General features: G+C 59.8%; 27 protein-coding genes and 1 pseudogene. 5 read left to right on the top strand and 23 right to left on the bottom strand.

Annotated elements, in window-relative coordinates:
- Positions 1 to 226: 226 nt before the first annotated feature.
- Positions 227 to 637: a HEPN domain-containing protein gene (locus VF992_00840; protein HEX9339709.1), complete on the bottom strand. Its 411-nt coding sequence runs from the start codon at positions 635 to 637 to the stop codon at positions 227 to 229.
- Positions 627 to 1,253, bottom strand: a complete 627-nt coding sequence (locus tag VF992_00835) for a nucleotidyltransferase domain-containing protein (protein ID HEX9339708.1) — start codon at positions 1,251 to 1,253, stop codon at positions 627 to 629. Before VF992_00835 ends, VF992_00840 begins: the two co-directional genes overlap by 11 nt.
- Positions 1,254 to 1,319: 66 nt before the next feature.
- Between VF992_00835 and VF992_00830 the strand changes: the two genes are divergently transcribed.
- The gene (locus VF992_00830; GenBank protein ID HEX9339707.1) at positions 1,320 to 1,445 is read left to right on the top strand and encodes a hypothetical protein; all 126 of its coding nucleotides are present in this window, start codon (positions 1,320 to 1,322) and stop codon (positions 1,443 to 1,445) included.
- Positions 1,446 to 1,749: 304 nt separating this feature from the next.
- On the opposite strand, the gene VF992_00825 is transcribed toward VF992_00830, so the two are convergent.
- From VF992_00825 to VF992_00780, 10 genes and pseudogenes are all read right to left on the bottom strand, one after another.
- Entirely contained in the window at positions 1,750 to 2,031 is a 282-nt protein-coding gene (locus tag VF992_00825; GenBank protein HEX9339706.1) for a type II toxin-antitoxin system RelE/ParE family toxin, read from the bottom strand.
- Positions 2,018 to 2,206 carry a hypothetical protein gene (locus VF992_00820; GenBank protein HEX9339705.1) on the bottom strand — a complete coding sequence of 63 codons (189 nt, stop codon included), beginning with the start codon at positions 2,204 to 2,206 and terminating at the stop codon, positions 2,018 to 2,020. The genes VF992_00825 and VF992_00820 overlap by 14 nt, the downstream gene beginning before the upstream one ends.
- 156 nt (positions 2,207 to 2,362) lie before the next feature.
- Positions 2,363 to 3,154: a hypothetical protein gene (locus VF992_00815; protein HEX9339704.1), complete on the bottom strand. Its 792-nt coding sequence runs from the start codon at positions 3,152 to 3,154 to the stop codon at positions 2,363 to 2,365.
- 240 nt (positions 3,155 to 3,394) lie between these two features.
- Positions 3,395 to 3,643 (bottom strand): antitoxin VapB family protein, encoded by a 249-nt coding sequence (locus VF992_00810; GenBank protein ID HEX9339703.1) that lies wholly within the window; start codon positions 3,641 to 3,643, stop codon positions 3,395 to 3,397.
- A 151-nt stretch (positions 3,644 to 3,794) separates the two neighbouring features.
- Positions 3,795 to 4,100, bottom strand: a complete 306-nt coding sequence (locus VF992_00805) for a nucleotidyltransferase domain-containing protein (GenBank protein HEX9339702.1) — start codon at positions 4,098 to 4,100, stop codon at positions 3,795 to 3,797.
- Between the two features lie 90 nt (positions 4,101 to 4,190).
- A pseudogene (locus tag VF992_00800) lies at positions 4,191 to 4,298 on the bottom strand (antitoxin VapB family protein).
- A 120-nt stretch (positions 4,299 to 4,418) separates the two neighbouring features.
- On the bottom strand, positions 4,419 to 4,808 hold the full coding sequence (locus VF992_00795) for a PIN domain-containing protein (protein ID HEX9339701.1): 390 nt from the start codon (positions 4,806 to 4,808) through the stop codon (positions 4,419 to 4,421).
- A complete protein-coding gene (locus VF992_00790) occupies positions 4,805 to 5,032 on the bottom strand; it encodes an AbrB/MazE/SpoVT family DNA-binding domain-containing protein (GenBank protein HEX9339700.1) in 228 nt (75 codons plus the stop codon). The genes VF992_00795 and VF992_00790 overlap by 4 nt, the downstream gene beginning before the upstream one ends.
- A gap of 89 nt (positions 5,033 to 5,121) precedes the next feature.
- Positions 5,122 to 5,307 carry a hypothetical protein gene (locus tag VF992_00785; protein HEX9339699.1) on the bottom strand — a complete coding sequence of 62 codons (186 nt, stop codon included), beginning with the start codon at positions 5,305 to 5,307 and terminating at the stop codon, positions 5,122 to 5,124.
- A 63-nt stretch (positions 5,308 to 5,370) separates the two neighbouring features.
- Positions 5,371 to 5,529 carry a hypothetical protein gene (locus tag VF992_00780; GenBank protein ID HEX9339698.1) on the bottom strand — a complete coding sequence of 53 codons (159 nt, stop codon included), beginning with the start codon at positions 5,527 to 5,529 and terminating at the stop codon, positions 5,371 to 5,373.
- 81 nt (positions 5,530 to 5,610) lie between these two features.
- Here VF992_00780 and VF992_00775 point away from each other — a divergent pair, with 81 nt between their 5' ends.
- The 3 genes from VF992_00775 (at position 5,611) to VF992_00765 (ending at position 7,637) form a co-directional block, all read left to right on the top strand.
- On the top strand, positions 5,611 to 6,423 hold the full coding sequence (locus VF992_00775) for a type IV toxin-antitoxin system AbiEi family antitoxin (GenBank protein HEX9339697.1): 813 nt from the start codon (positions 5,611 to 5,613) through the stop codon (positions 6,421 to 6,423).
- 52 nt (positions 6,424 to 6,475) lie between these two features.
- Complete coding sequence (locus tag VF992_00770; GenBank protein ID HEX9339696.1) at positions 6,476 to 7,249, top strand: nucleotidyl transferase AbiEii/AbiGii toxin family protein; 774 nt, start codon at positions 6,476 to 6,478, stop codon at positions 7,247 to 7,249.
- 94 nt (positions 7,250 to 7,343) lie between these two features.
- Positions 7,344 to 7,637 (top strand): hypothetical protein, encoded by a 294-nt coding sequence (locus VF992_00765; GenBank protein HEX9339695.1) that lies wholly within the window; start codon positions 7,344 to 7,346, stop codon positions 7,635 to 7,637.
- A gap of 6 nt (positions 7,638 to 7,643) precedes the next feature.
- Here VF992_00765 and VF992_00760 read toward each other — a convergent pair whose 3' ends face one another.
- The 11 genes from VF992_00760 to VF992_00710 all read right to left on the bottom strand — a co-directional run bounded on the left by VF992_00760 (position 7,644) and on the right by VF992_00710 (position 21,377).
- On the bottom strand, positions 7,644 to 8,558 hold the full coding sequence (locus VF992_00760) for a DUF1616 domain-containing protein (protein HEX9339694.1): 915 nt from the start codon (positions 8,556 to 8,558) through the stop codon (positions 7,644 to 7,646).
- 108 nt (positions 8,559 to 8,666) lie between these two features.
- A complete protein-coding gene (locus VF992_00755) occupies positions 8,667 to 9,566 on the bottom strand; it encodes a class I SAM-dependent methyltransferase (protein HEX9339693.1) in 900 nt (299 codons plus the stop codon).
- Positions 9,557 to 10,498 (bottom strand): NAD-dependent epimerase/dehydratase family protein, encoded by a 942-nt coding sequence (locus VF992_00750; GenBank protein ID HEX9339692.1) that lies wholly within the window; start codon positions 10,496 to 10,498, stop codon positions 9,557 to 9,559. The genes VF992_00755 and VF992_00750 overlap by 10 nt, the downstream gene beginning before the upstream one ends.
- Positions 10,499 to 10,748: 250 nt before the next feature.
- Positions 10,749 to 12,410: a hypothetical protein gene (locus VF992_00745; GenBank protein ID HEX9339691.1), complete on the bottom strand. Its 1,662-nt coding sequence runs from the start codon at positions 12,408 to 12,410 to the stop codon at positions 10,749 to 10,751.
- Between the two features lie 29 nt (positions 12,411 to 12,439).
- Positions 12,440 to 13,498 (bottom strand): glycosyltransferase family 4 protein, encoded by a 1,059-nt coding sequence (locus tag VF992_00740; GenBank protein HEX9339690.1) that lies wholly within the window; start codon positions 13,496 to 13,498, stop codon positions 12,440 to 12,442.
- A gap of 122 nt (positions 13,499 to 13,620) precedes the next feature.
- Entirely contained in the window at positions 13,621 to 15,450 is a 1,830-nt protein-coding gene (gene asnB / locus VF992_00735; protein ID HEX9339689.1) for an asparagine synthase (glutamine-hydrolyzing), read from the bottom strand.
- A 222-nt stretch (positions 15,451 to 15,672) separates the two neighbouring features.
- The gene (locus VF992_00730; protein ID HEX9339688.1) at positions 15,673 to 16,911 is read right to left on the bottom strand and encodes a glycosyltransferase; all 1,239 of its coding nucleotides are present in this window, start codon (positions 16,909 to 16,911) and stop codon (positions 15,673 to 15,675) included.
- Positions 16,912 to 17,943: a DUF362 domain-containing protein gene (locus VF992_00725; GenBank protein ID HEX9339687.1), complete on the bottom strand. Its 1,032-nt coding sequence runs from the start codon at positions 17,941 to 17,943 to the stop codon at positions 16,912 to 16,914. It lies immediately after the preceding gene.
- Positions 17,944 to 18,226: 283 nt separating this feature from the next.
- Positions 18,227 to 19,387: a glycosyltransferase gene (locus tag VF992_00720; GenBank protein ID HEX9339686.1), complete on the bottom strand. Its 1,161-nt coding sequence runs from the start codon at positions 19,385 to 19,387 to the stop codon at positions 18,227 to 18,229.
- Positions 19,384 to 20,418, bottom strand: a complete 1,035-nt coding sequence (locus tag VF992_00715) for an NAD-dependent epimerase/dehydratase family protein (protein ID HEX9339685.1) — start codon at positions 20,416 to 20,418, stop codon at positions 19,384 to 19,386. The genes VF992_00720 and VF992_00715 overlap by 4 nt, the downstream gene beginning before the upstream one ends.
- Positions 20,419 to 20,444: 26 nt before the next feature.
- Positions 20,445 to 21,377, bottom strand: coding sequence for a glycosyltransferase family 2 protein (locus VF992_00710; GenBank protein ID HEX9339684.1), 933 nt, complete (start codon positions 21,375 to 21,377; stop codon positions 20,445 to 20,447).
- A 441-nt stretch (positions 21,378 to 21,818) separates the two neighbouring features.
- Here VF992_00710 and VF992_00705 point away from each other — a divergent pair.
- Positions 21,819 to 22,143 (top strand): hypothetical protein (locus tag VF992_00705; protein HEX9339683.1); only part of this gene is annotated, 325 nt, incomplete at its 3' end.

The raw sequence follows: 22,143 nt of genomic DNA, 5'->3' as shown, positions 1-22,143 counted from the left end.
GCCGATGCGGAGCGTGTAGGGCTGGGTCCAGATCGAGTCTTCGGCGAGGCCGACGTTACGAGTGGGACCAAGTCGTGCGGTTGACCTCGACGGTCTCGTTGAATCCCGACGTCGCGTTGTGGACGATCCGTACGTCGACGAGGTCGATGCGGACCGTCTGTTCACCACGCCAGGAGGACGGATCAAACGGGGCCCGGGGGGTGGAGCACGCGCGGCTGGCCTATCCCTAGCCACTCGCCGCGAGCTTCGCCAGCGCCCACTCGCGAAAGCGGTCCGCATGTTGCACGCTTGCGGCCGCATCCCGCTCGCCGAGTAGGCGGTCCTCGTATTCCGAGGTCGTCTTCAACTGCAGGAGCGCCCGCAGATGTGCGAGGTTCCGATCGAGCTCCCTGCGGTCGAGCTTGAGCCCCGCGAGCAGCCGGAGCATCTCGGCGTGTGCTTCCGCGGCCGACCGAGTCCCTGAATAGAAGACGGTGACGGCGTCGGAAGCGCAGAGGGCAGAGTGGATGGCATGGGACACGGCCGCGTTCCAATCCCCTCGGTCCAAGGCCTGCTTCGCCGATCGGTGGAACTCGTCCGACTTCCGGAGGTAGTTGAGATACTTCGCCTTCGAGACAGGACGGGTCTTACGAGCCACGGCCGATCACCTGCTCCAGGGGTTTGCCACCCACCACGATGCCTTCCGAGCGCGCCATCCGGATGTACGGGAGGGACGCCCGTGCCCTCAGTTCCCGGGGGGTGAGGACCTTGGCGTCCACGTGCAGCCCGTAGCGACGAAGGAACAGCGCCTCCAGCTTGTCCAATCGCTCCCCGATCTTCTTCGGGTCCTCTGTGACGACGAGGAGGTCCAGGTCGCTGGAGGGCCCCGGCGTCCCCCGGGCGTAGCTCCCGAAGAGGACGATGGAGACGACTCCTTCTCCCAGTGTGGAGCGAGCCATCTCGAGGATCTCCTCGCGGATGCGGTCCTCGGACCGGAGGAGGTTGTCCAGAATCGCGAAGAGGTAGGAGTCGCGATTCACCTGGAACACGTAGGCGCGTCCGATCGCCCGCTGGCGGGCGAGTCCACTGGAGACGAGGATCCTCAGCGACTCGAGGGCCGTGGAGGGGCTCAGCCCAAGGAGCCTCGCGGTCTCTCTCCCCGTGAACTCCTTCTCGGGCAGGCGCACGAGGAGCATCGCGACCCGGAGCCTCGCGCGGGTGCTCAGGATGCCCGCAAGCAACGTGGCGAAGGGGGTGTCTGGAGGTCCGGTCATATGTCCAATAGACTGGACATATGTATGGGTTGCCGAACATATAACCCTTCCGGGGGCCAGAGGCCCGTGTCGTTGATCCGGAACGTGTACGGCTGGGTCCCGTTCCGGCCGTCGGCTCGGGTGACGCTGATCGTGGACCCGGTCGTGCGGTCGACCTCGACGGTCTCGTTGAATCCCTATGTGGCGTTGTAGACGAGCCGCCCGTCGACGGTGTCCTCCGCGCCGATCGAGTGCTCCCGGGCCCAACGAGAGGGTGTGGAGATGACGTGCCCTCGCGCATCGAGGGGATTGCGGCACGCGGTGGCGTTGACTCGAGGACCCGAGCGCCCCATTCACAGCTCCTGGGAGAAGATCTATCGATCTTGTAACAGTATTACGTCAGACGTCATGACCGTCACAAAAAGAGTTCGTCTGGGTCCCCATGAGACCCGCCTGTTGCTTGAGCTCAAGGCCCGGGATTCGGACCTCTTCACGACCGGTCCGAGGGCCTCGGGCCTCAGTCCAGTCCGCGGTATCCCTGCGAGCGATGGACGATTTCCGTGACACGGACGTCTTCCGGTAGGACGAAGTACAACACGCGGTAGTCGCCGACTCGAAGCCGGTATAGCGGAGGATCGTCGTGGGCCCAGAGGGGGCGGATGTCCGCGCCGGGCCGGGGACGAACCGGGTCGTCCTCGAGGGCCTTGAGCCGTTCCCGGATTCGCCGATTGGCATCCCGGGGCAATCGCTCGAGCTGGCGCGTGGCGGTCTTGGAGAGGAGGACCCTACGCTTCGTCAAGGGGGACGAACTCCTCGGTCTCGAGGATGCGCTTCTCCCGCTCGTACAGGAGGCGGGCCCCCGCATCCTCGATGAGGCGGCGCAGCAGATCGTCGTACGTCTCTCCCTTGGAGGCGAGCCGCTTCAGCTGGTCGCGGGTTTCCTTGGAAACCGGGATCGTCGTGAGGCTCATCATTCGTTATAATGAGTCATAACTATTTATAGACGCGGGGAGGAAACCCTCACAGGAATCCTGGGTGTTCTTCGCCGTCCTCGCGGGGCGGTCCCGATCCCTCCGGAAGGCGCGTCGGTCCGCACGCCGGACTGCGGGAGCGGGCTGACCCGGCGGGCCTCAGCGGGCTTTCGGCTTCTGTCGAGCCCACGCCACCCACCAAGCCGAGATCACTGCGAACCATCCGAAGAAAATCGCTTGGGCCAGCCCGGCGCCGCCGACGTAGCCGTAGTTCCCGCCATACGCCGCGGTCGCAAGATAGTAGGCGAAGGGAGGGCCGGATATCAGGAATCCGACGGGTCCTAAGAGCGAGAATACCCCCGAGCGGGCGAGGAGCGGCGGCGAGACGAGGAGCGCGTACGCAACGATGACCGCCCCTGCAGGCCGTTGTCCCTTGAGGACGCTGCTCGCCATCTCCAGGAGGAATTGGAACATGAGGCCAAGCGGGATCGTGAGGAGCACGAGGGGTAGCACGTAGACCGCGGCCAAAAATGACCCGGTGAGGAGGCCCGCATAGATGAAGTACGCAAGCCATGTGATCGCCGCGGCGATCGTGAACACGAGGACGGAACCCAGGTGCGTCACGAGTCGACTCTCCACGGAGAGGTCCTCCGCGCCTCGGCCGGTCAGGCGCTTGAGAACCGGCCAGAAGACCAGCACGGCGAGGGACGGGAACGTCGCGGCCGGGATCAGGAAGACGACGAACGCGCTATTGTAAGGATTCGGCGGGACCTCGGCAGGGCATCCGATGCATCCGAATGTAGCCGTCGAGAGCACGCTGGCGACGTAGACGGCGAGCGCGGCGATCCCCGCCGCGACGAACCAGGGCCACGGCCTGAGGGCCGCGATCCTCACGCTCGTCCACAGGCGAGCCGTCGCCGCGCGATTCGATGAGTTACTCGCCCCCTCCATCGCCCCTACCTGCAGCTGTCGGCTGCTATTTTTGTTTGTTCCTCGTCGCCTGGAACCCTGCAAACCGATGTTGCCTCGAGCAAGAGGGGCTGTCACGTGTGCCGCCACGCGGTCGACGCGTCGAAGATTGGGATCCTGGCGACGCTTACTTTTCGTTGCGTGTCCCTGTCCCCGGCCGCAGTCAGTAGCCTTCGATCGCGAGCCGGGGATCCGCGCGAAGTCCGTGTCCCAGCGCGCCGGTCATCCCAGCCGCCGTATTCTCTTGCGCATCCGTTCCCGATCCGCGGCGCGGCCCCGCGCGATCGCCTCCTCGATTTCCCGGATGTCGCGCTCGGAGAGATGTTTCCGCCAGGCTCCCGCAAAGTCCGACAGGGGTCGGGGCTCGCGGGCGATTCGCTTGACGGCATCGCTCAAGCTCTCTCCCTTCCGTTTGCGTCTCCGGAGAAGCTCGTATGCCTCCCGGTCCAGGGCGATCTTCTTCGTTTCCATGTCGCGCCTGTCCGCATGAGCCGTGTAGATGATACATACAGATTTCGGCCGGGTCGGTGAACGGGGCGAATGCGCCGAGGAAGCGGACGTCCTCCCGGCTCCCTCCTCGCCGGGAGATGGGATTCCCTTTCTTGACTCGAACTCGGACCCGTCAGGGGAAAACTACGATCCCCTCTCGCGCTGCCACGCCAACAATCGAGATCTCCTTGGACCGCCGGCGGAACTCCTCCGGGGTGAGGCAGATTGGCTCGAGGTCCACGGGAAGGTCCCAAAGGCGAATCGCGAGGGCCGCGCGTTCTACCCAAGGGACGCCCTGAAACCGCCTCGCAACGATGAGCATATCGTAGTCACTGGTCGGACGATGGGTCCCTCGAGCCCGGCTCCCGTACAGGACGACCCGCTCGGGTCGAAGGTCCCGGGCGAGCCGATCGAGAAACCGACGAAACGGAGGGCTCATCGCAACCGACTTCGACACCCTCGTTTTCCCGGATCTCGCTCCCGGAGAGGTGCTTTCGCTAGGCACCTGCAAGTCCGACAAGCGTCGGGGCTCGCGGGCGATTCGCTTGACGGCATCGCTGAAGCTCTCTCCTTTCCGTTTGCGTTTCCGGAGAAGCTCGTAGGCCTCGCGGTCCAGGGCAATCGTCTTCGTAGCCATCCCGCGCCTCTAGGCATACGCTGTGTACATGCTGTATAGATTTCCACCGGATGGATGAAGCCAGCGGCGGGCCGAAGCGAGTCGGTCCCGATACAATCCCGCGACCCGAATCCCCATCCGCTATGCGAGACGCTCGATGCCGCGAACCTTGTCGAAGTCGCTATCGAAAGAGGCGATCGTCTGCGCGCCCCGCTCCTGCATCAGGACAACCGAGACCGCATCCGCGAAGGAGAGCGACCCGTCGTAGTGGCGGAACACGGTGATCGCCCGGGCGCACCGTTCGGGGGTGGCAAGTTCGATGGCGCAGTTGTCAACGATGACGTCGTAGGCCTCCTTGCCCGCCTTCCCTCCAAGGACAGAGCCCACACCCGTCACCGCCTCCGACAACACGAGCTCCGACGTGAGAAGGTCTTCGCGCTCGAGCCGACGCGTGAGGCGTTTTGCGTCTCCATGCCATCGGTCTTCGCGGTTTGCGACCGCGATGAAGTAGGAGGAGTCTACGAAGATCATCGCAACCCGCGCTGGACGCGTTTCTTGACCTCGACCGCGTCGGCCAGGGCCGTGCCGATCGCCGCGAGGTCGCGAAGCCGCTTGCGTTTCCGGAAGCGGACCACGAGGCCTTGGGGGCCCTCCTCCCACTCCGCGTAGTCTCCCGGCTCGACGTCGAAGCGGTCGCGCACCGCGGACGGGATGACGGTCTGGAATCCCTTTGAAATCTTCGTCTTGCTAAGCATTCGTCCGTTCCCTAGAGAATAGACTGCTGACATGGTATATGGACCTTTCCACACTGGAGAGAGGTCGGAGCGTGGAATCCCACCGACCCTCAGGTCCGCGGGGGCGAACTCAGTCGGAGGGCGGGGGGCCTGGCGGCGAAGCGGGCGGTCGGTGACGCCTGCGCCGAAGGAACCCATGCGACGCCGAGGGCCGCGCCAGCGCCGGTGCCCACGATGCCGATGAGCAGGTACGGCGTGCCGTCCAGCGACGTGGAACCGCCCGGACCCTGAAGCACCCCGTGGATCTTCATCGTGACGTTGGCGGAGGCGCCTCCGGCCGGCGGCAGGCCCGTCTCGCCCTAGAGTATCGCCGGATCGATGTAGGTGATCTTCCACGTCGAGCCGCGGCCGTCCGCCGAATCGATCCGGATCGAGCGGCACGCGTCGCACGAGACGACGAGGATGGTCCCGAGGTCGTCGCGGAGGCGTCCGAGGGAAGGGGTGCCCGGGCAGTACATGTCGTGGGGGACGCTCCATCGTCGCGGCGCCCACAGCAATCTATAATAGCGTTGGCTGATATCCGTTTTCCGTAACGTACCATGTCCAGGCACCTTACGGGAAACAAGTATAGAAAGGGCCTGTCAGGCCTCGAGAGTCGGGTCCTCGCGGACCTGGCGTTCCGAGGGAAGACCTTCTTCACGCCTGCCGACCTCCATGCCTACGGCGTGGACCCGAGGCGGTTCCTGCACCGGCTGGAGAAGAAGGGCTGGGTGGTTTGGGTCAAGCGCAACCTGTATTTGATTGCGCCCCTCGACGCCGGGCCCGAGGGCGCGCGGGCGTACACCGTCCATGGCCTCGTCCTGGCCTCCCATCTCGTGTCCCCCTCCTACATCGGGTTCTGGAGCGCGCTCAACTACCATGGCATGACGGAGGCCACCCCACCCGCCGTCTTCGTCGCGACGACCGTGCCTCGGAGCCGGCGCACGGTGCTCGACGTGCCCATCGTCTTCGTCACCCTGCGCCCCTGGAAAATGTTCGGTACCACGAGCGCGCGGATCGAGGGCGAGGAGGTCTCCTTCTCGGATCCGGAGAAGACGGTCGTGGACTGCCTCGACCATCCGGAGCACGCCGGGGGCATTCCCCTCGTCGCGGCGGCCCTCCAGGAGGCGTGGGCCTCCTTGGACTCCCCCACGGTCCTGCGCTACGCCCGCCGGATCCGGAACTCCGCGGTCCTCAAACGGCTCGGGTACCTCCTTGAGGCCTCCGGCCACACCGCGGAGGCCGCGCGCCTGCGGAAGGTGCCCCTCCGCGAGGGCTACCCGAGGCTGGATCCCGCGCTGCCCGCGAGGGGGCCGACCACGGAACGGTGGAAGCTCCGCATCAACGTGCCGCGCGAGCTGATGGAGGGATGACGCGCTGCGTCCCGGAGAGCTCCGGTCCCTCGCCCGCACCCGGCGGTTCCCCGTGGACGTCATCGAGAAGGACTACGTCCTCGGGTGGCTCCTCGTGGGGATCGGCCGTTCCCGGGCCGGGCCCGGCCTCGCGTTGAAGGGCGGGACGGCCCTCTCGAAGGTCTACTTCCCCGGGGCATGGCGGCTGTCGGAGGACTTGGACTTCACCCTCCTCGAGTCCGCGGCACCCCGGGACGTCGCCGCCGTCCTCGCGGCCGATCTGGCGTCCCTCGTGCGGGAGGCCGCCCCCGGGCTGCGCGTCGCCCTGCGAGACGCGCCGCACGTGGCCGGGGAGGACGACCTCCAGGCCCGCGTCCGGTTCGACGGGCCCATCGGGGCGGGCACGGTCAAGATCGAAGCCTCGCGCGAGGATCCCGTCGGGCCCCTGCGTTCGAGGCGCTTGCCCGCCTCCGAGTTCGACTACCCCCGCGCGAAGGTGCGCGTCTACTCCCTCGAGAACATGGTCTCCGAGAAGCTGCGCGCGATGGCGGAGCGTCGCCGCGTCCGCGACTACTACGACGTCTGGAGGCTTTCGAAGGCCCGGCGGCTCGACTGGGGCGTCGTCCGCCGCCTCTTCCCGTCGAAGTGCCGGTTCAAAGGAGTCCGCGTGCGATCTCTGGACCAGCTGTTCCCCGAGGATCTGGAGGCCACCCTGGCGCCCTTCCTCCGTGCCGGGCTCCTGCGCCTGACCCGGGAGCCGCTGCCGCCGCTCTCCGCCTGGCTTCAGGAAGCCCGGGTCGCGGTATCGCGCGGACTCGGCCCGACCCTCCGGGCGAAGGGGGATTGAACCGAGCAGCCCGTGGGCGAAGGGCCGATGGGCCGTGTCCGGCTGGCGGAGAGGAGAGGCGCCGTTCGTCCGGGTTCCTTCGCCAACGCCTTCGGTGGCGTCGTGGGTCCTGATTGCTTTCCGGCTGGCGCGGTACGACCGGGACCGGGCGAGCGAGCTCGCGAAGCGCCTGTACGGGCAGCGGACGTCGAGCCACGGCGGGAAGTACGTGTACCGGAGGAAGGGCCTCCTGGACGAGGTGCCCCACGTGCGGCTGATCCGGGGCGTGGTGATCGTGCGGACGGAGGACGCCGCGAGGGTCGCGGCGCTGCTCGAGGATCTCCGAGCCGACGTCCACGCGCGGAAGGTCGCGCTGACGAGGGAGGACCGGGAGGCGATGGGGATCTGAAGGGCGTCACGTCACAGTGACGTACAGGTGGAGCTTCCGATACGCGCTCGAGACATCGCCGTCCTTGAAGAGGAGGAACTGGACCTTCCACAGGCCCGTGTCGTTGATTTGGAACGTGTAGGGTTGAGTCCAGTTCCGGCCGTCGGCCAAGGTGACGTTGAACGTGGACCAGGTCGTGCGGTTGACCTCGACGGTCTCGTTGGAGCCCGACGTGGCGTTAAAGGAGACCCTCACACCGACGAGATCGATACGGACTGTGTAGCTCACGCTCATGGCCTCGTGGTTTACGATCCCGAGGATGACGGAACCACGCTGGGAGATGTTGAGGGCCGTCGGGTAGCCGGAGGCATTTCCACCGGGGCCGAGGAGATAGAACTCCGTGAAGCGTTCGCGGAGCTCCGGGGACGTGAGTACGTAGGCGAGCGTGGCGCCTGCAATGCCAATGCTCATCGTAAGGCACGCCGTTAGAATTTTGTCACTAGTTGTGTAGTCCCCCCAGGAGGGCCACGTTACATCAAAGGTCATTGAGAGGCGATCGCTTGCTGGAAGGCGCATCCTCCGCCGATAGGCAGGGATTCCTGCGAGAACCATGAACAGGTCAATCGCGCCGACCACCGAGACAAGGTTGATGCCCCAGGGCGTGAAGTTTAGGACGAGGGTCAGCAAGGGAGTGACGGCGATGCTCAAACCGAAGGACAAGGCAATTCTCTCAATCCAATCAATCTCATTCCTCGTTGGAAAGAGAGCCGAGAGTAGGACGTAGCCGGGAAAAAAGATGACGGTGAATATCGCGACGTAATTGCCGATGCCGATGGAGAGGAGGGCAACCGAGATGACGGTCGTATAGGCAAAGGAGAGGTACAGGTCCCATGGCTTCGCTTGGAAGTGCAGCCGCACTGCAATCCTCTCGAGAAAGGACAAGTATCGCCCTTGTTTAGTTTTTCCCCCCCGGCGCTTCTTCCCGACAGGTATCGCCTCGAAGGGGCCGGTTCGACGTCCACCTTAGGCTCGGCTGAGAGGTACTCCTGGTCACGCCCGCAAGACTCCGATACCGAACCCGTCCTGGTCAGGATTCTCGACAATTTCGATGATTTCGTGGTCAGTTCGGTGGCGTCCGACTAGCTCCGACCAGAATCGTGGTACGTCTCCAGTGTCGGCAATCGTTCGGCGTCCACAGCGATGCAAGGAGTCAGGCATAATGTCGTGGAGGGCAATCAGTCCACCAGTGCGCACGAGGGGTGAATACAGCTCAAAGTCGAGGCGGACCCCGTTGTAGGAGTGGTCCCCATCGATGAAGAGGAAATCCAGGGGCTCGTTGGCCAGCGTCTCCCGGACTCGGGCAACAGTGGCGCGATCGTGCGAATCCCCGCGTACGACGCGTACAATTTGAGGGGGGAGTGGAAACGTCTTTTCGAAAAATGCAGCCCTCCAGTTTGAGAGCCCTCCACCGTGTCTTGGCGCAAGATCCATCCCAATCAGAAGCGCATCCGGTGCCGAGGCGCGAGCGAAAAGAAATAGGGTTCCCCCAGCGGCACTGCCGACCTCTAGTACGCGCCGAGGCCGTTCGGGGGCCAGCAGGCGAAGTAGCTGGAGTATCTCAGCCGGCCGCTGATGAGGACGCAAGGAAAAGAGAACCCGGAATAGCACCGGTCTGATTGCCACTTTGGGATCGAAAGCGAATTGTACCCAGGCATCCACGCCGCGGCGCGATGCAAGCTCCTGCGAAATCCGGGCGGTCATGTACGGGCCAAGAGCGATGGCTGCCCAGCTAATCACACGACGAATCGCCCGGTTCGCGGTTTCCGAACCATGGAGAGCCAAACTCTCGTGCTTCATTCTGTCAGCCACGCCGCCGAATGGGCCATGACGGGCGCCCATCCAGTCTGTCTCGTATTCGCGGACAAGAAGTAACCCTTTTCTCAACGCCATCCGCTGAACTCGAGCGCTCGTTGCCACTCAACCTGTTTGTGTATTCCGTCCTTGAGAGGTGTCATCACCCGAAAGTCGATTGTTGCACTCGCGCGCTTGGTAGCTGCGACGGTCTCTTGAGGATCCCCTTCTGCTCTGGGAAGGTGTCGCACCTGTATTTTCCCGCCTGTTTCTTCCTCAATGAGGTCCAACACCTTGTTGACACTAACGGGACGGCCACTTGCAATGTTGGAAACAAAGGGGCCTAAAAGTTTGGTCGCAGCCAGCCAGTTCGCTTGAGCCACATCTTCCACAAAAGTAAAGTCGCGCTTCTGGCGCCCATCTCCAAAGATCTCTAGCGTAAGCCCCCGGAGGGCCGAATCGATTGCTCGATGTATCAGCATGTCGGGACGCTGTCCCGGACCGTAGACGGTGAAATAACGGAGTCTCGCTATCGGTGCTCGAAACCGTCCTTGATACATCACGCACAAGTGTTCCGCAAAAAGCTTTGTGAGGCCGTAAGGAGAAATCGGATCTGTGGGATCGTCTTCCTCGACGGGCAACTTGGACGGCTGACCGTAAACTGAGGCGGAGCTCGCATAGACAAAACTCCGTAAGGGGATAGATGAGCATCGATCGAGGAGTCGGTGCGTCGTCAACACGTTGTTCCTCAAGTAACGGGAAAAGCCATCGCCCCAACTTGCACGTACTCCGGGCTGTGCAGCGAGGTGGATGACTGTGTGTGTCGAGCCCAGAATGGGATCTAATTCGATTTCGTTCAAATCCCCCTCCACGAACTTGAACTCGGAGTACTGCTCCAGGCGCGATAGGTTAGCCTCCTTCGCCTCCCGGGAGTAGTATGGATCAAAGTTATCTATTCCAATTACGTCGGAGCCCTCGGATAGGAAACGGATGGCGGTACGCGCTCCGATGAAACCGGCGCACCCGGTCACTAGGCACTTCAACGAAGCAGCGGAAACGAGCCGTGCCTATTATAGGTAAGTTGTTCCCCTGGCCGAACCAGGCCCGGGACGCACAGTGCCTCCGGTGACTGTCAACCGCACGCTCCAGGGTGAACCTTGGTAGGGTGATCAATCGGTCGTCCTAGGATATAGCAATGGGCACAGGATCTCATCAAGTCGGGTCCGCGAGCGGCATTGATGTCACCTGTTTATGGTGAAAGGGAATTCATTACGCGAGCTATTAGCAAATGTTTGCGGTGGTGGATAACGCGAAGGCCGAAGTCGAACCGGAGTCGTAAACGAGTTGGAACGTGGCTGAGTTCTCAAGATGCGCAAGAGCGTCATCGTTCGCCGGCGCATACGTGTCTAGATAGCCGACTACGCCGGTTCTTGGGTCGGCGAAGTACCTGGAGTAGAGGACGAAATCAACGTTGCTGCTGTACAATCTGTTGATCGAACAGATTGCTTGCGTCGAGTTGTCGGGGCCTTCCGATCTGAAGAAGTCGTAGTAGATGCCGAGTAAGACGGATGAATTCGCGAGGGAGACCCCCTCGTCCTCAAAACCTATGGGTGTACGAATTCCGTAGTAAATCAGTGGACTTGCAAGTCTGCTGTCAGAGAAAACCGTGAGGTTCTTCGGCGCGCGCGTACCTAGCCATCCGATAGCTGACCATTCGGACTGGTGTTCGTTTAGCCGAAGAGCCGGTGTGCCGCTCAGGAAGACAAGCGGAGAAACAATAATTACCGAGACAGCGAGTACGGTAAGAGCTTTTCGCTGGCGTTCAGCCGAGTTGACGAGCAGCCAGCCAAGTCCGAGTATCGATACGACCGCGGCGATTGCTGAGATTCGAAGGAAGGATTCTCCAAATCCACCCCATCCGACTGCGAAGATGGCGGCAGCCGCCATGCCCACTGTGAATCCTGCCACTGTCAATCCTGTCGGGTCTGCGACTCTTCTCCTTGCGATTCGGACGGAAACGGTCGACAATACCACAATGATCAGAGTTACGTCTACGATTCTCAGAACGATTCTTGTCGGGGAAAATTGGTTGCTGGCATTGATGCTTGCGAGAGGGTCGTACCGGCCAATTCCGAGGATTCCATCCAGAAGGTTTCCTAACGAATCTGTGACGGCTAGGAAGTATCCATTGAATGCGAGAGTCAGGTAGAGAATGTAGGAGACCAGCACGACCCCGTACAGGACGACAAGCGAGGGACTTAGGACTCTAACTCGCGGCCGGACATAGTACTGGACAACGACCACTCCCCCAAGCATCAGCGCGACAAAGAGAGACGTGGTATGGTGATAGCCTTGAAGATTGAAAAGAAACAAGATGCCCATCGCAGCGAACTTTGAGCGTGCGCTAAGAATCGTTCGTTGTCGCACCAGCACGTAGAATAGCAGCCCAGCGAAGATCCAGCCGAAGTAATCCATTGTCGCCGATGAGGTCGTAAGAAGTATCAACGACGGAAAGCCAAGAACCGCGAGTCCATACGCGAGTAGGTAAACCTTCCCGTTGGCAGTAGCCTGCGCTGGTGCCCGGCTAGCGAGCATGGTGGCATGGACGCCCAGGATGATAGTAAGAGGGAGGACAAGTATCGCAGGCCAAGGGGTGACAGCATAGAACAGCAATCCCTGGTCTAACGACCCGAGGCCGGTCACGAGCAGTAAGGGAGCGTTAAGTAGCGCTCTTGCGTATTCGCCGAGGTAGATCATTCCGTTGGCGAGGTTGCCCGTGTAAGTCGTTGACGGGATGAGCGGCTGGATTCTGCCGTGAGTTATCGTGTAGAAGGCAGCGAAGTCAACTCCAGGAGTGTATCTTCCGCGAACGGGAGAGAGACCGCTCCAGGAGGATACGCGTATCAGCCAGCCGAGAATGCCCAGTAGTATGAAGGCGAGCACGACGTTAAGTCGCTTCAATTCCGTCCATCCTATGTTGTCGTCCTTGTTCTCGTGGCTTCCAAGATTCTCGCGAAGTGAGAAGCACAAACGTCCTTGGAATAGCGCTCGAGAATCTTTCGACGGCCTGCTTTTCCAAAGGTGTGACGTCGTTCTGGGTCGTTCAGAAGCGACGCGAGCGCTGCCTCCCACTCATCGGCTGAAGAGACAAGAAGCCCGTCAGAGCCGTGACTTACGATATACTTGTTTTCGCCGACAGCGCTCGCAACCACTGGTATTTCCATCGACATGGATTCGAGCAGCTTCTGACCACCTTTGGCGCGGTTGAAGTCATCATCGATCAATGGCATAACGCTAACGTCGAAATCGCTGACCATTTCAGGTATGAGTGAAATGTCTACCCATCGTCGAAGGCCGAAGTCGATCTCGATGCGGGCGGCAAGTTTGGAGAATGCTCCACGAATATACGAGGATCCGAGCGCGCTCACCATCTTGAACTTGAAATCGCAGCGGTCCGCTAGAGCCAAAAGCGGCTCTACGAGGACCTCAAGGTTCCTTCCATGGACGCGTCCATCTCCGAGCCATCCAACGACCGGCTTGTGCTTACTCCTCACCCGAGAACTTGGATGAAAGAGATTAGTATCAACGCCGCTTGGAATGATATGTACGTTCTTGTTCCACTGTCGGCAGTAGTTCGCAATCTCGTGACTTCCGACTACTACGAAGTCGCTCGCCTTCACAATTTGCGGGATGGACATTGTAAGGATGTTCCATCGGAGGTAGACAGCGTCGTCGATATCAAAAACCAACATCCCACCCAGCCTTTTTTGAACTTTGATGAGAAGTGCCGTAATCGGATCTCCGGCCCTGTGTACGACTAGGACGTCCGCTTGGGGGATAGCACTCAGGCACTTCACGGCGGCGCCGAGCGTCATTCGAGAGTAAACATGACCGGCGATGCCACCCCGTTTTCCGAAGAATGATTTAGTCAGATGGCCCTGTTTGGCGAGTTCCTCAACAACGTAGCTCACTCGGTGTACCGCGCTTTGGGAATCCGGAGGGCAGTCAGTTACAAACGCCAGCGTAGCCATTTGAATCACTTCACAAGCATTTCACAGGGACAAATCTGGTCCAGAAGACCTCGTAGAGGATCGCAACCGGGACTCCGATCAGACGATTCATCTTTGCCCTCCTCACCATCAAGGATGAATTGTTATGCGAAGTTTGGAAGACTCTCTCGGAAGAAAACCGAGTCCCAGAGTGCCAAGCTGCCTAAGAGCCAAAATTGGTAAGGCCTAATCTGACGACTCCGCACTATTCGAGAAACTACCGTCTGGTCCATCAAGCTCTTCACCAACTGGCTCTCAAAGATATGCGCCTCCAAACACTCGCCCACCTCGCTCCGAACCCATCCTCGAACCGGTACGCCGTACCCAACCTTCCGTCGTCGAACGATCGAGCGAGGGAGCAGGTCTTTCGCAACCTTTCGCAGAAGAAGCTTCCCCCTAGGAGGTGTAATCTTGAGACGGGCAGGAACTGAGAAGGCGAAGTCCATTAAAGGCTTGTCCAGATAGGGCGATCGTTCCTCAACTGAGTGGGCCATGGTTGCTTTATCGGCTTTCATCATGTAACTTTCCGCTAGACGCGTCATCGTATCGCAAAGGAGCATCAAGTTCAGGCTAGGCAATCCGTTCCCGTGAAGTATCCCAGCGAAAAGAGAAGCAGAAATTCCTGGAGGAAGGCTGGGAGCGAGCCTGCGGACAAGTTCCGGTTCGAAGATCGTCTGGAAAGTTAGGTACCGCTCGGCGAAGGAGTAACCTGGGATTACCACCTTGCTGGCCAATGACACCAGGTGACTCGTGGGTTGCGGCATCCTGGCAGCTTGGTGGTGAAATCTCCCGCTCTTGAACGCCATCCAGTACCCAAAGAATCGGTGATGAGGATATCCCCCGAACAACTCGTCTGCACCTTCTCCGGCGAAGACGACCTTGACGTTCCGCGCGGCTTCCTTTGAAACGAAAAAAGTGGGTATTACGGCGGGATCGGACACTGGCTCGTCATGCGACCACGCAATTGATCGGAGATCCTTGACTACCTGGCTTGGACCAACCAGCACCTCCTCTGAGAGAAGGGACAGCTTTTCCGCGACAGCTCTTGCCGCCCGCAACTCGCTGGAAAAATCCGGGCCAAACCAAGCTGTGTAAGACCGTATCTCCCCCCTAACGCGTTTCGCGACCAAAGCGGCCACGAGGCTCGAGTCGAGTCCACCCGAAAGGAAGCATCCCACCGGAACGTCTGACATCAGCCAGTCATCGGCAGCCCGATTGAGTTCGAAACGGAGCTTTGCCTCGTAAGCCCGATCGTCAAGCATCACCCCCAGATCCGGGTGGAACTTGTGGTAAGATGTCAGTTGCTGACCTTCGGATGACACCTTCAAGATTTGCCCCGCCCCCAGCTTGAATATACCTCGAAACATTGTTCTACGATCCGGAATGTAGCCAAGTCGGAGGAAGTCTGAAAGTGCTTCGACATTCGGTGAGGGGTGGCTCTGAGTTGGGAGGAGAGCTTTGATTTCTGATGCGAACCAAAAGGTATTGTTGTTGGCTGAGGTGTAGTACAGAGGTTTCATGCCGGCGTAATCTCTCGCTAGGTAGAGAGTTCGCAGGCGTTCATCCCAAATGGCGAACGCGAACATGCCGTTCAGTCGCTCGGCGAAGAGCGGTCCATGTTCCTCGTACAGGTGAACAAGAATCTCTGTGTCTGAATTGGTTCGGAATCTGTGTCCCTTTCGTTCTAGGTTTGATCTTTCCGCGGGAAAGTTGAAAAGTTCCCCGTTGAAAGTGACCCAGACAAGGTCATCCTCTCCCGCAAGCGGCTGGTGCCCTCCTTCTATGTCAATGATACTCAACCTGGCGTTTGCGAGTCCAATGCCATCGGACAAATAGATTCCTAAGTCATCAGGTCCGCGGTGCGACAGCATCGCAATCGTCTTCTTCAGTGCTGCGCGGGAATCGGGTCCGACGTAACCGGCGATCCCGCACATGTCCGAACCTACGGTTCAGGAAGGAGCTTGGATGGGTTGGCCTGGTGCATCCTGATTGTATGGATGGCGAAGTTATCTGGTTTGGTCTCTTCGGATGAAACCCGGAGGGCTGCTTGGACCTGCCTAAGGCGGCCGTCAATCACCTGCGTCTGCGCACCCTGGGGCACTCGGCCGTCTTGGTCGAAAGCCAAAGCCAACTGATTTTCCACAGATCTTTGAGGTTCAGGAGTAGGCGGCATCATCAACTCTCCCGGAATGATTCCTAGAGTGGCTGGCTGACTCCCCTCGACGAATATCAATCGCTCTTAGATAAGCCTCTTCGAGATGGCTCGTGACGATAGTCTTGCTAAAGTGCTTCTCCAGGCACTCTTGAGAGTGTCGCACAAGTTCGGATCTCAAACCACTATCCCTCAATACAGTCACAAGAGACTCACTGAGGTCTTTTGGTGTCGGGTTGACGAATAGAGCAGCGCCTTCTTCCGCCAGATACTGTATGTGCACTTGATTCGAAAGCACCACAGGCGTTCCAACAACCATCGCCTCCAGCAGCACGCGCGGAAATCCTTCCGAGCGCGAGGGCAGGCAAAAGACATCAGCAGCACGAAGAGCAAGCCATTTCAAGTCGGAGTGCAGAGGCCCCGGAAAAAGAACATCTGGCAAATTCAGTGACCTGGAGTGGCCGAGAAGATCTGCCAACCGACCTTCATCTGGACCGGCGACAACAAGAATCGATTCTGGCAGGATCCGCCTAACATCAGCGAAGGCCGAAATGAGACGTTCTATTCCTTTCGCAGCATGGAGTCGTCCAAGAAACAGGATTACTGGGCGATTCGGCGGCAGCCCAATATGCCTTCTGGCTGCCTTTCGAGTGGGTAAATCAAATGAAGGACCGGTGACGAAGTTTGGGATAACCTCAGTCTGCGACTCTTCGAAACCCCTTGCGATCATCTCCCGTTTCTCGGCTGGAGTCAGAGCAATTGCCAGTGTCGTACGACTCACGATCGTCCGTCGAAACAAGAAGTCGAATACTCGTTTCGCGAAGCCACGCAGTGCGTATTCCGATAGTGAGCCTCGTGGCTGGACCACAAAAGGAACTTTCGCGATCGAGGCGACTCGTGCAAGGCTGGGCGCAAAGAGATTCCAATATCCATGCATGTGAATGAGATCGAACTCAGCCAAGCCAGTTCTTCCTGCCAGCATGATCTCTGGAACGATAGGTGAATTGATCTTTTCCCCGACCGATTTCCACTTGGCAGGGAAGTAACGAATACATACCCCGGTGTTCGTCGACTCTGAGTCGATTCCGGGATTCGCTCCCAAATCGCTCGTCCAGACCGTAACATGATGACCTCTCTCCTCTAGTGCGTCAGACGTAACCCTTACCGAGAGTGGTATCCCTCCAAACCTCGGACCTGCCGCCGCGTATGGGGTAACTTGGAGCAATCGGAGGGATCTCGGCATTCAAAGTTCGTCTCCGGGTTTTAGGATTTTCTTTCGAAACTTGCGACCTACCGCCGCATATATCGGCCTAGAGAGCGCCGAATCGAAAACCAGTCTCGTAAGATACTCACTGCGAAATGTGAGGCTTCCCAGTCGGTCAACAATTGTGGACTTGAGCTTGAAGTGTTGTTGGAACGGTGACAAGTCCCCGACTACATCAATTTCCCCTTCTCGGTGAGGACCAAGGCCCGCCCTATTTGCCCCAATTATGTGATCGATTTCCTCGGCACGAAACCCCATCATCCGTGTTGCTGTCGCATCGATAGCGACCGGGTTGTCGCCGACCAGGACTGCTCCAACTTTTATTGGGTCGCCATGCATTGGACCGCGTCTGGTGAGCCCGTAGATGGCGTCTACTACTGCGAATCTCAAGTTAACAACCTTTGCGATTAGCGCGAGTCGCTCCGAAAGATGCGTGTGATCGACAAGCCGCATCCCATCGGGGTGGCATCCCCACATGTTCTTCAAGGATAGGGACACGCCCGTTACGGCATGGACTTTCATGACAGGTATCGAAACTGATTCATCAATTTCAAGTAGCTGCTTTGGTAGAGTGACCTCAACCGGGATCCTGTTGATGGTTTCCTTAACTCTCCTTCGTTGCGCACTTGAAAGGTTCAGCAAAGTCGCACCGGTACGACGGCAAATCTCCGGCATCCCGTGGCCATGAAGCGAGTAGTCAGCCGTGAAGGAATTGGCTCCTCCATCGGACTCTCCAAGAAATACTTCTGAGGCTCGATCCTTCAGAATCTCAAGCGTGGCCTCGACCACAGACTCTGTAGTTGTGACGCCCGGCTTGTAGAATGGCAGCGTGAAGTTCGGTTTCACAAACACACGAGAATCACGCTTGATGAACTTTCTCCAGTTGAGCCTTTCAAACGCTTGCTTGAGATCATCCACAAAGCTCATTGGGATGTACTCGAACCCCGTAACCCGGCTCTTTGCAGGCGGGAGGCTAGCTGGAAGTCTCCTCTTGGCGAGGGAATGGGACATACTATTCGCGTCTTTCTAAACGTGGCAATGAACCGTACATCGTGTGAGTACTCCTTCTATGCCGCAGGCGCATTACTTTCGTAGGACTTCGGCACGGAGTCCGTTGGCGACTCGCGGAGTAGGCTTCACGTATTTGTGGGGTCTCATTGGATACAGTCTGGAAAGAGAACGTTCCAAGGGACGATCTCTGCCGCTCTGACGCGCATGGATGGGAACTCCAACGCCTCTGGTTCTTCCCTCTCTCTGAGACACACTTGCGAGGGCCCACTTTGTGACACCCCTTTCATGGCGCCGATCGTAACGCAGCAACCACCTCTTTGGCCCGATGGTGGAATGTATGCTCCGTCAAGATTCGCCGCCGCGCTCGACGGCCCAATTCGTTCGCCGCCTCACGGTCCGCGAGGAGTGTGCCATAGACTTCCGAAGCCTCGTTCGCGCTTCCGACAACGAGCAGCTCCTTTCCGACCTCGAACCACTCTTGGATGCCTTCGTACGGCTGGGAGACCATGCAGGCCCCAAACGCCGCAAGCTCGAAGGGCCGCGAAGTCGCAGATGCGTAGACCGTCGCATGACTGCTTCTTGTGATATTCAGACTAATTCTCGAACGGCTCACAAAACGACCGAATTCGGAATAGGGGACAGGCCCAACAAACTCTGCTTTCCCGAGGGGAACGCGGAGGTCTCTGCCGCCAACGACGAAGTGAATCTCCGGATTTCGTTGGCTCGGTTCCGCAATGAGCTTCGCCAGCCATTCCTCGCGCAACTGGGACCCGTGGCCATAGAAGGAGACGTCGTACTCTTTCGCTGCCTCAAGCGGTTTGCAAAGGTCGGGGTCGGCCGCCCAATACAGCGGACGAACATCTCTCCCTCCCATGTTCTTGATGGCAGGAATCGCGCCTTTGGAATTGGAGAAAAAGACGTCGTATTCCGACAGGTCGGCATCCACGTAGTAGCTGAACTTGAACTCCCGGGCCAGCGCGTGCTGGGGCAAGATGGTGGGCATGTCGCCCTCATAGTACGCGACCTTCACGCCGTACTCGTCCCTCATGTGGCTCGGCAGGCCGGTGAAGTGATTGACCGGGATGTTCATCATGAAGACGAAGTCCACATCCTTCTCCTTCGAGAGAACGTAGTCCAGGTGTCTTTTCCAGCGAGGGCGTATGTGGTTCTTCACGAGGAACTTAGAGACGGCGGCAGAGGGCCCAACTTTGCCGTTGAGATGATCGGACCGAACCCTGGAGAGAGCATTGAAGAGTTTGCTCTGCCAAGAGCACGGATTCTCGTAGGTGCGCCACCATAGGCTCTGCACGGGGTCTCCGAGGTACGGGATCGCGATGACCTCGTTGCCGGTTTCTTGGAATCCCTTCAGCAGCTGCCACCACGACGGGGTGCACCCCAACCCGTATTTCAAGTCCAGTGTTGAGGCTAATGCGAGTATCTTCATGCTCGTACCCGCACGCTGGGTTCTCGGCGAACCCCAACCGGTGCAGGTGGCTTGGCTCGTCCTCTTTCGTTAAGTCGGTCCCAGATCCAAGGGTACGTGACACCCAGGCCTCCTCTCAGACTGATTTTCGGCTCCCACCTCAGCACCTTCCGCAAGAGGCTGTTGTCGCTGTTCCTGCCGCGAACACCCTGCGGTTTGGTCAGGTCGTATTCCCGCTTCAGGGGCTTTCTAGCGATCTCGCAAACCATATCCACGAGCTGGTTCACGCTGACAAGTTCATCGGTTCCGAGGTTGAGGGGTTCCGGGAAGCCGGAGTCCATGAGCCGTGAGAGACCTTCGACGCAATCGTCGACATAGCAGAAGCTGCGGGTCTGCTCACCGTCCCCCCAAACCTCGATCGCCGACTCTGCCTCGGCCTCCGCAACCTTGCGGCAGATTGCGGCGGGCGCCTTCTCTCGCCCCCCCTCATAAGTGGCCTGGGGTCCGTAGACGTTATGGAGGCGAACGATTCGCGTGTCGAGTTCGTAGTCATCACGGTAGTACTGCACAAGCTGTTCGGTGAAGAGTTTCTCCCATCCGTACCCGGGCTCGGGATCGGCGGGGATCGCGTCCTTCTCCTTGAGAGGGGCCACATCTTCGCTCTTCTGAAGATGGCCGGGGTAGATGCACGCAGAAGACGCGTACAGATACCGAGCGACTCCCACTTCGCGGGCCGCCTCCAGCAAGTTGGAATTGATGAGGACATTGTTCCGCGTCAGGGAGGCAAAGTTCGAGGTTATGTAGCCGATGCCTCCCATGTCTGCGGCGAGCTGGTACACGTCTTCGACCCCTTGGACCGCTTGACGACAGTTGGCGTACTCCCTTAGGTCGGCAGCCAAGAATTCATCAGCCGGGCTCGGCTCAAATTCAGGTTTCTTGACATCCACGCCGCGAACCCAGATTCCCTTGGTCTTCAGATGTTTCACAAGATGGTGTCCAATGAAGCCGCCCGCGCCAGCGACCAACGCCCGTTTCCCATTCTCTTTGGCCAAGAAGTCCCTGCCTCAAAGTGGAATAATCATTTCGGGGATATCCGCCGCAGCGCGTTAAGGGTGATTCCGATGAAGATTGAGACGATTCCTACAGTTCCGAAGAGCACCACGATGAACGCGTAGCCGATGGCGAAATCGCGGCTCGTGTAGTAGATTTGGAGCAGGATGACTCCGAGCGCTGCGGCAATCAACAGGAGGATGGCGCCGAATACGCCGAAGAAAAAAAGCGGCCTCTTCTCCGATACCAGCGTGATGATCCGCCCGAGGACGCTCGTGCCATGCCTTCCCGGAGAAATTGTCGACCCTCCGACGTCGTATCGGGCATCGATGCTAACCTCCTCGATGCGAAGATTCTTCTCCTGAGCTTCCAGAAGCATTTGGGACTCGATGGCGAGGCCGTTTTCGGCCGGTTCGAGCGATGCAAGGGCGTGCCGGGAGAAGACGCGGAACCCGGACTGGGAGTCTGTGAGCATGCCATTCTTCCCGGCGGCCGCCGTCGCGTAGTCGAGGGCCCGCTTTCCAAATCGACGGTACATCGGCATCCCGGAGGTCTTCCCCCATCGCACGCCGAGCACGACGTCCGCGCGTCCCGCTCGGATCGGGTCCACGAGTCGAGGGATGTCCTTCGGTTCGTGCTGGTGGTCTCCGTCCAACAGGACGAGCGCGTCCGCGTCCTCCTCCCGCGCGTAGAGCCACGCGCTGCGGACGGCCATGCCCTTGCCCAAATTCCTCGCATGGCGGATCACGTGCGCCCCCGCGAGGGCCGCCACCTCCGCGGTATCGTCCGAGGACCCGTCGTCGACGACCACCACTTCGTCGGCGTATTGCTTCGCCTTCAGGACCACCGAGCCAATCGTCGGACCCTCGTTGAACGCGGGAATCGCGACAATGAAGTCGGTTCGCGTGCCTTCGGCCTCGAGGCTCCGGCCGGCCGCCTCGGCGTCGTCAATGACTTCCACGAAATCTCTCCATGGTGGCGGTGGCGCAGTTTCCGTCAGGGTATAATAGGGTTGCGCCGGAAGGTTCGGAGACTGTCAACCTAACGCCTCCCAATTGTAGAAGTGGACCACGTCTCCATCGAGACTGAGCCGCCGGTTCCGACACCAGCGGAGACCTTCGCGAAGAATACCATCGCGTCGAAGCGCGACCGCGTCGTCGTGGGTGGACGGCGAGGACCTCCTTCGCCTCCAAGTCGATCGCGGCCCACAGAGACCACTCCGTCGTGCTGTTCGGACATGCGTCTCATCCAGAGCCAGCGCCCGACCCAGATGCCAAGACCATCCAGCTCTACGCCGCCTAGACCAAAATTTCGACCCCTGGGAAGCATTAAGTCCTCGGACCGGCGTGCACCCGCGGGTGGGACCGTCGGATGCACGCGTCCCACCTCCGAGGTTGTTGAGATGCGTGAGATCCGACGCAGCCCTTTCCGTCCGGCGCCCTGGGGCCGCAAGCGCTACTACGCGCCCCTGCCCATCCTCTCCGTCCTCCTCCTCGCGACCGTCGTCGCGAAGCCGGACATCCTCCGCACGGACTTCCTGCTCTACCAGGACGCCGGCCTGACGATCGTCGCGCGCGTCTCCCAGGTCGTCCACCTCTCCGGCCCGAGCGGCACGATCGTCGGCACGATGCAGGTCACGAACACCCACTCGTTCGGCATCCGCGTCCTGCTCTTAGGCGCGACGATCCTCTCGGTGACCGGCTCGGCGATCGTCGCCGACATCGGCA

The sequence above is a fragment of the Thermoplasmata archaeon genome (genome assembly GCA_036395115.1).
GTDB lineage: Archaea > Thermoplasmatota > Thermoplasmata > RBG-16-68-12 > RBG-16-68-12 > RBG-16-68-12.
Note: the sequence above shows the minus strand (reverse complement) of the source record. Positions and strands in the feature narration are given on the sequence as shown.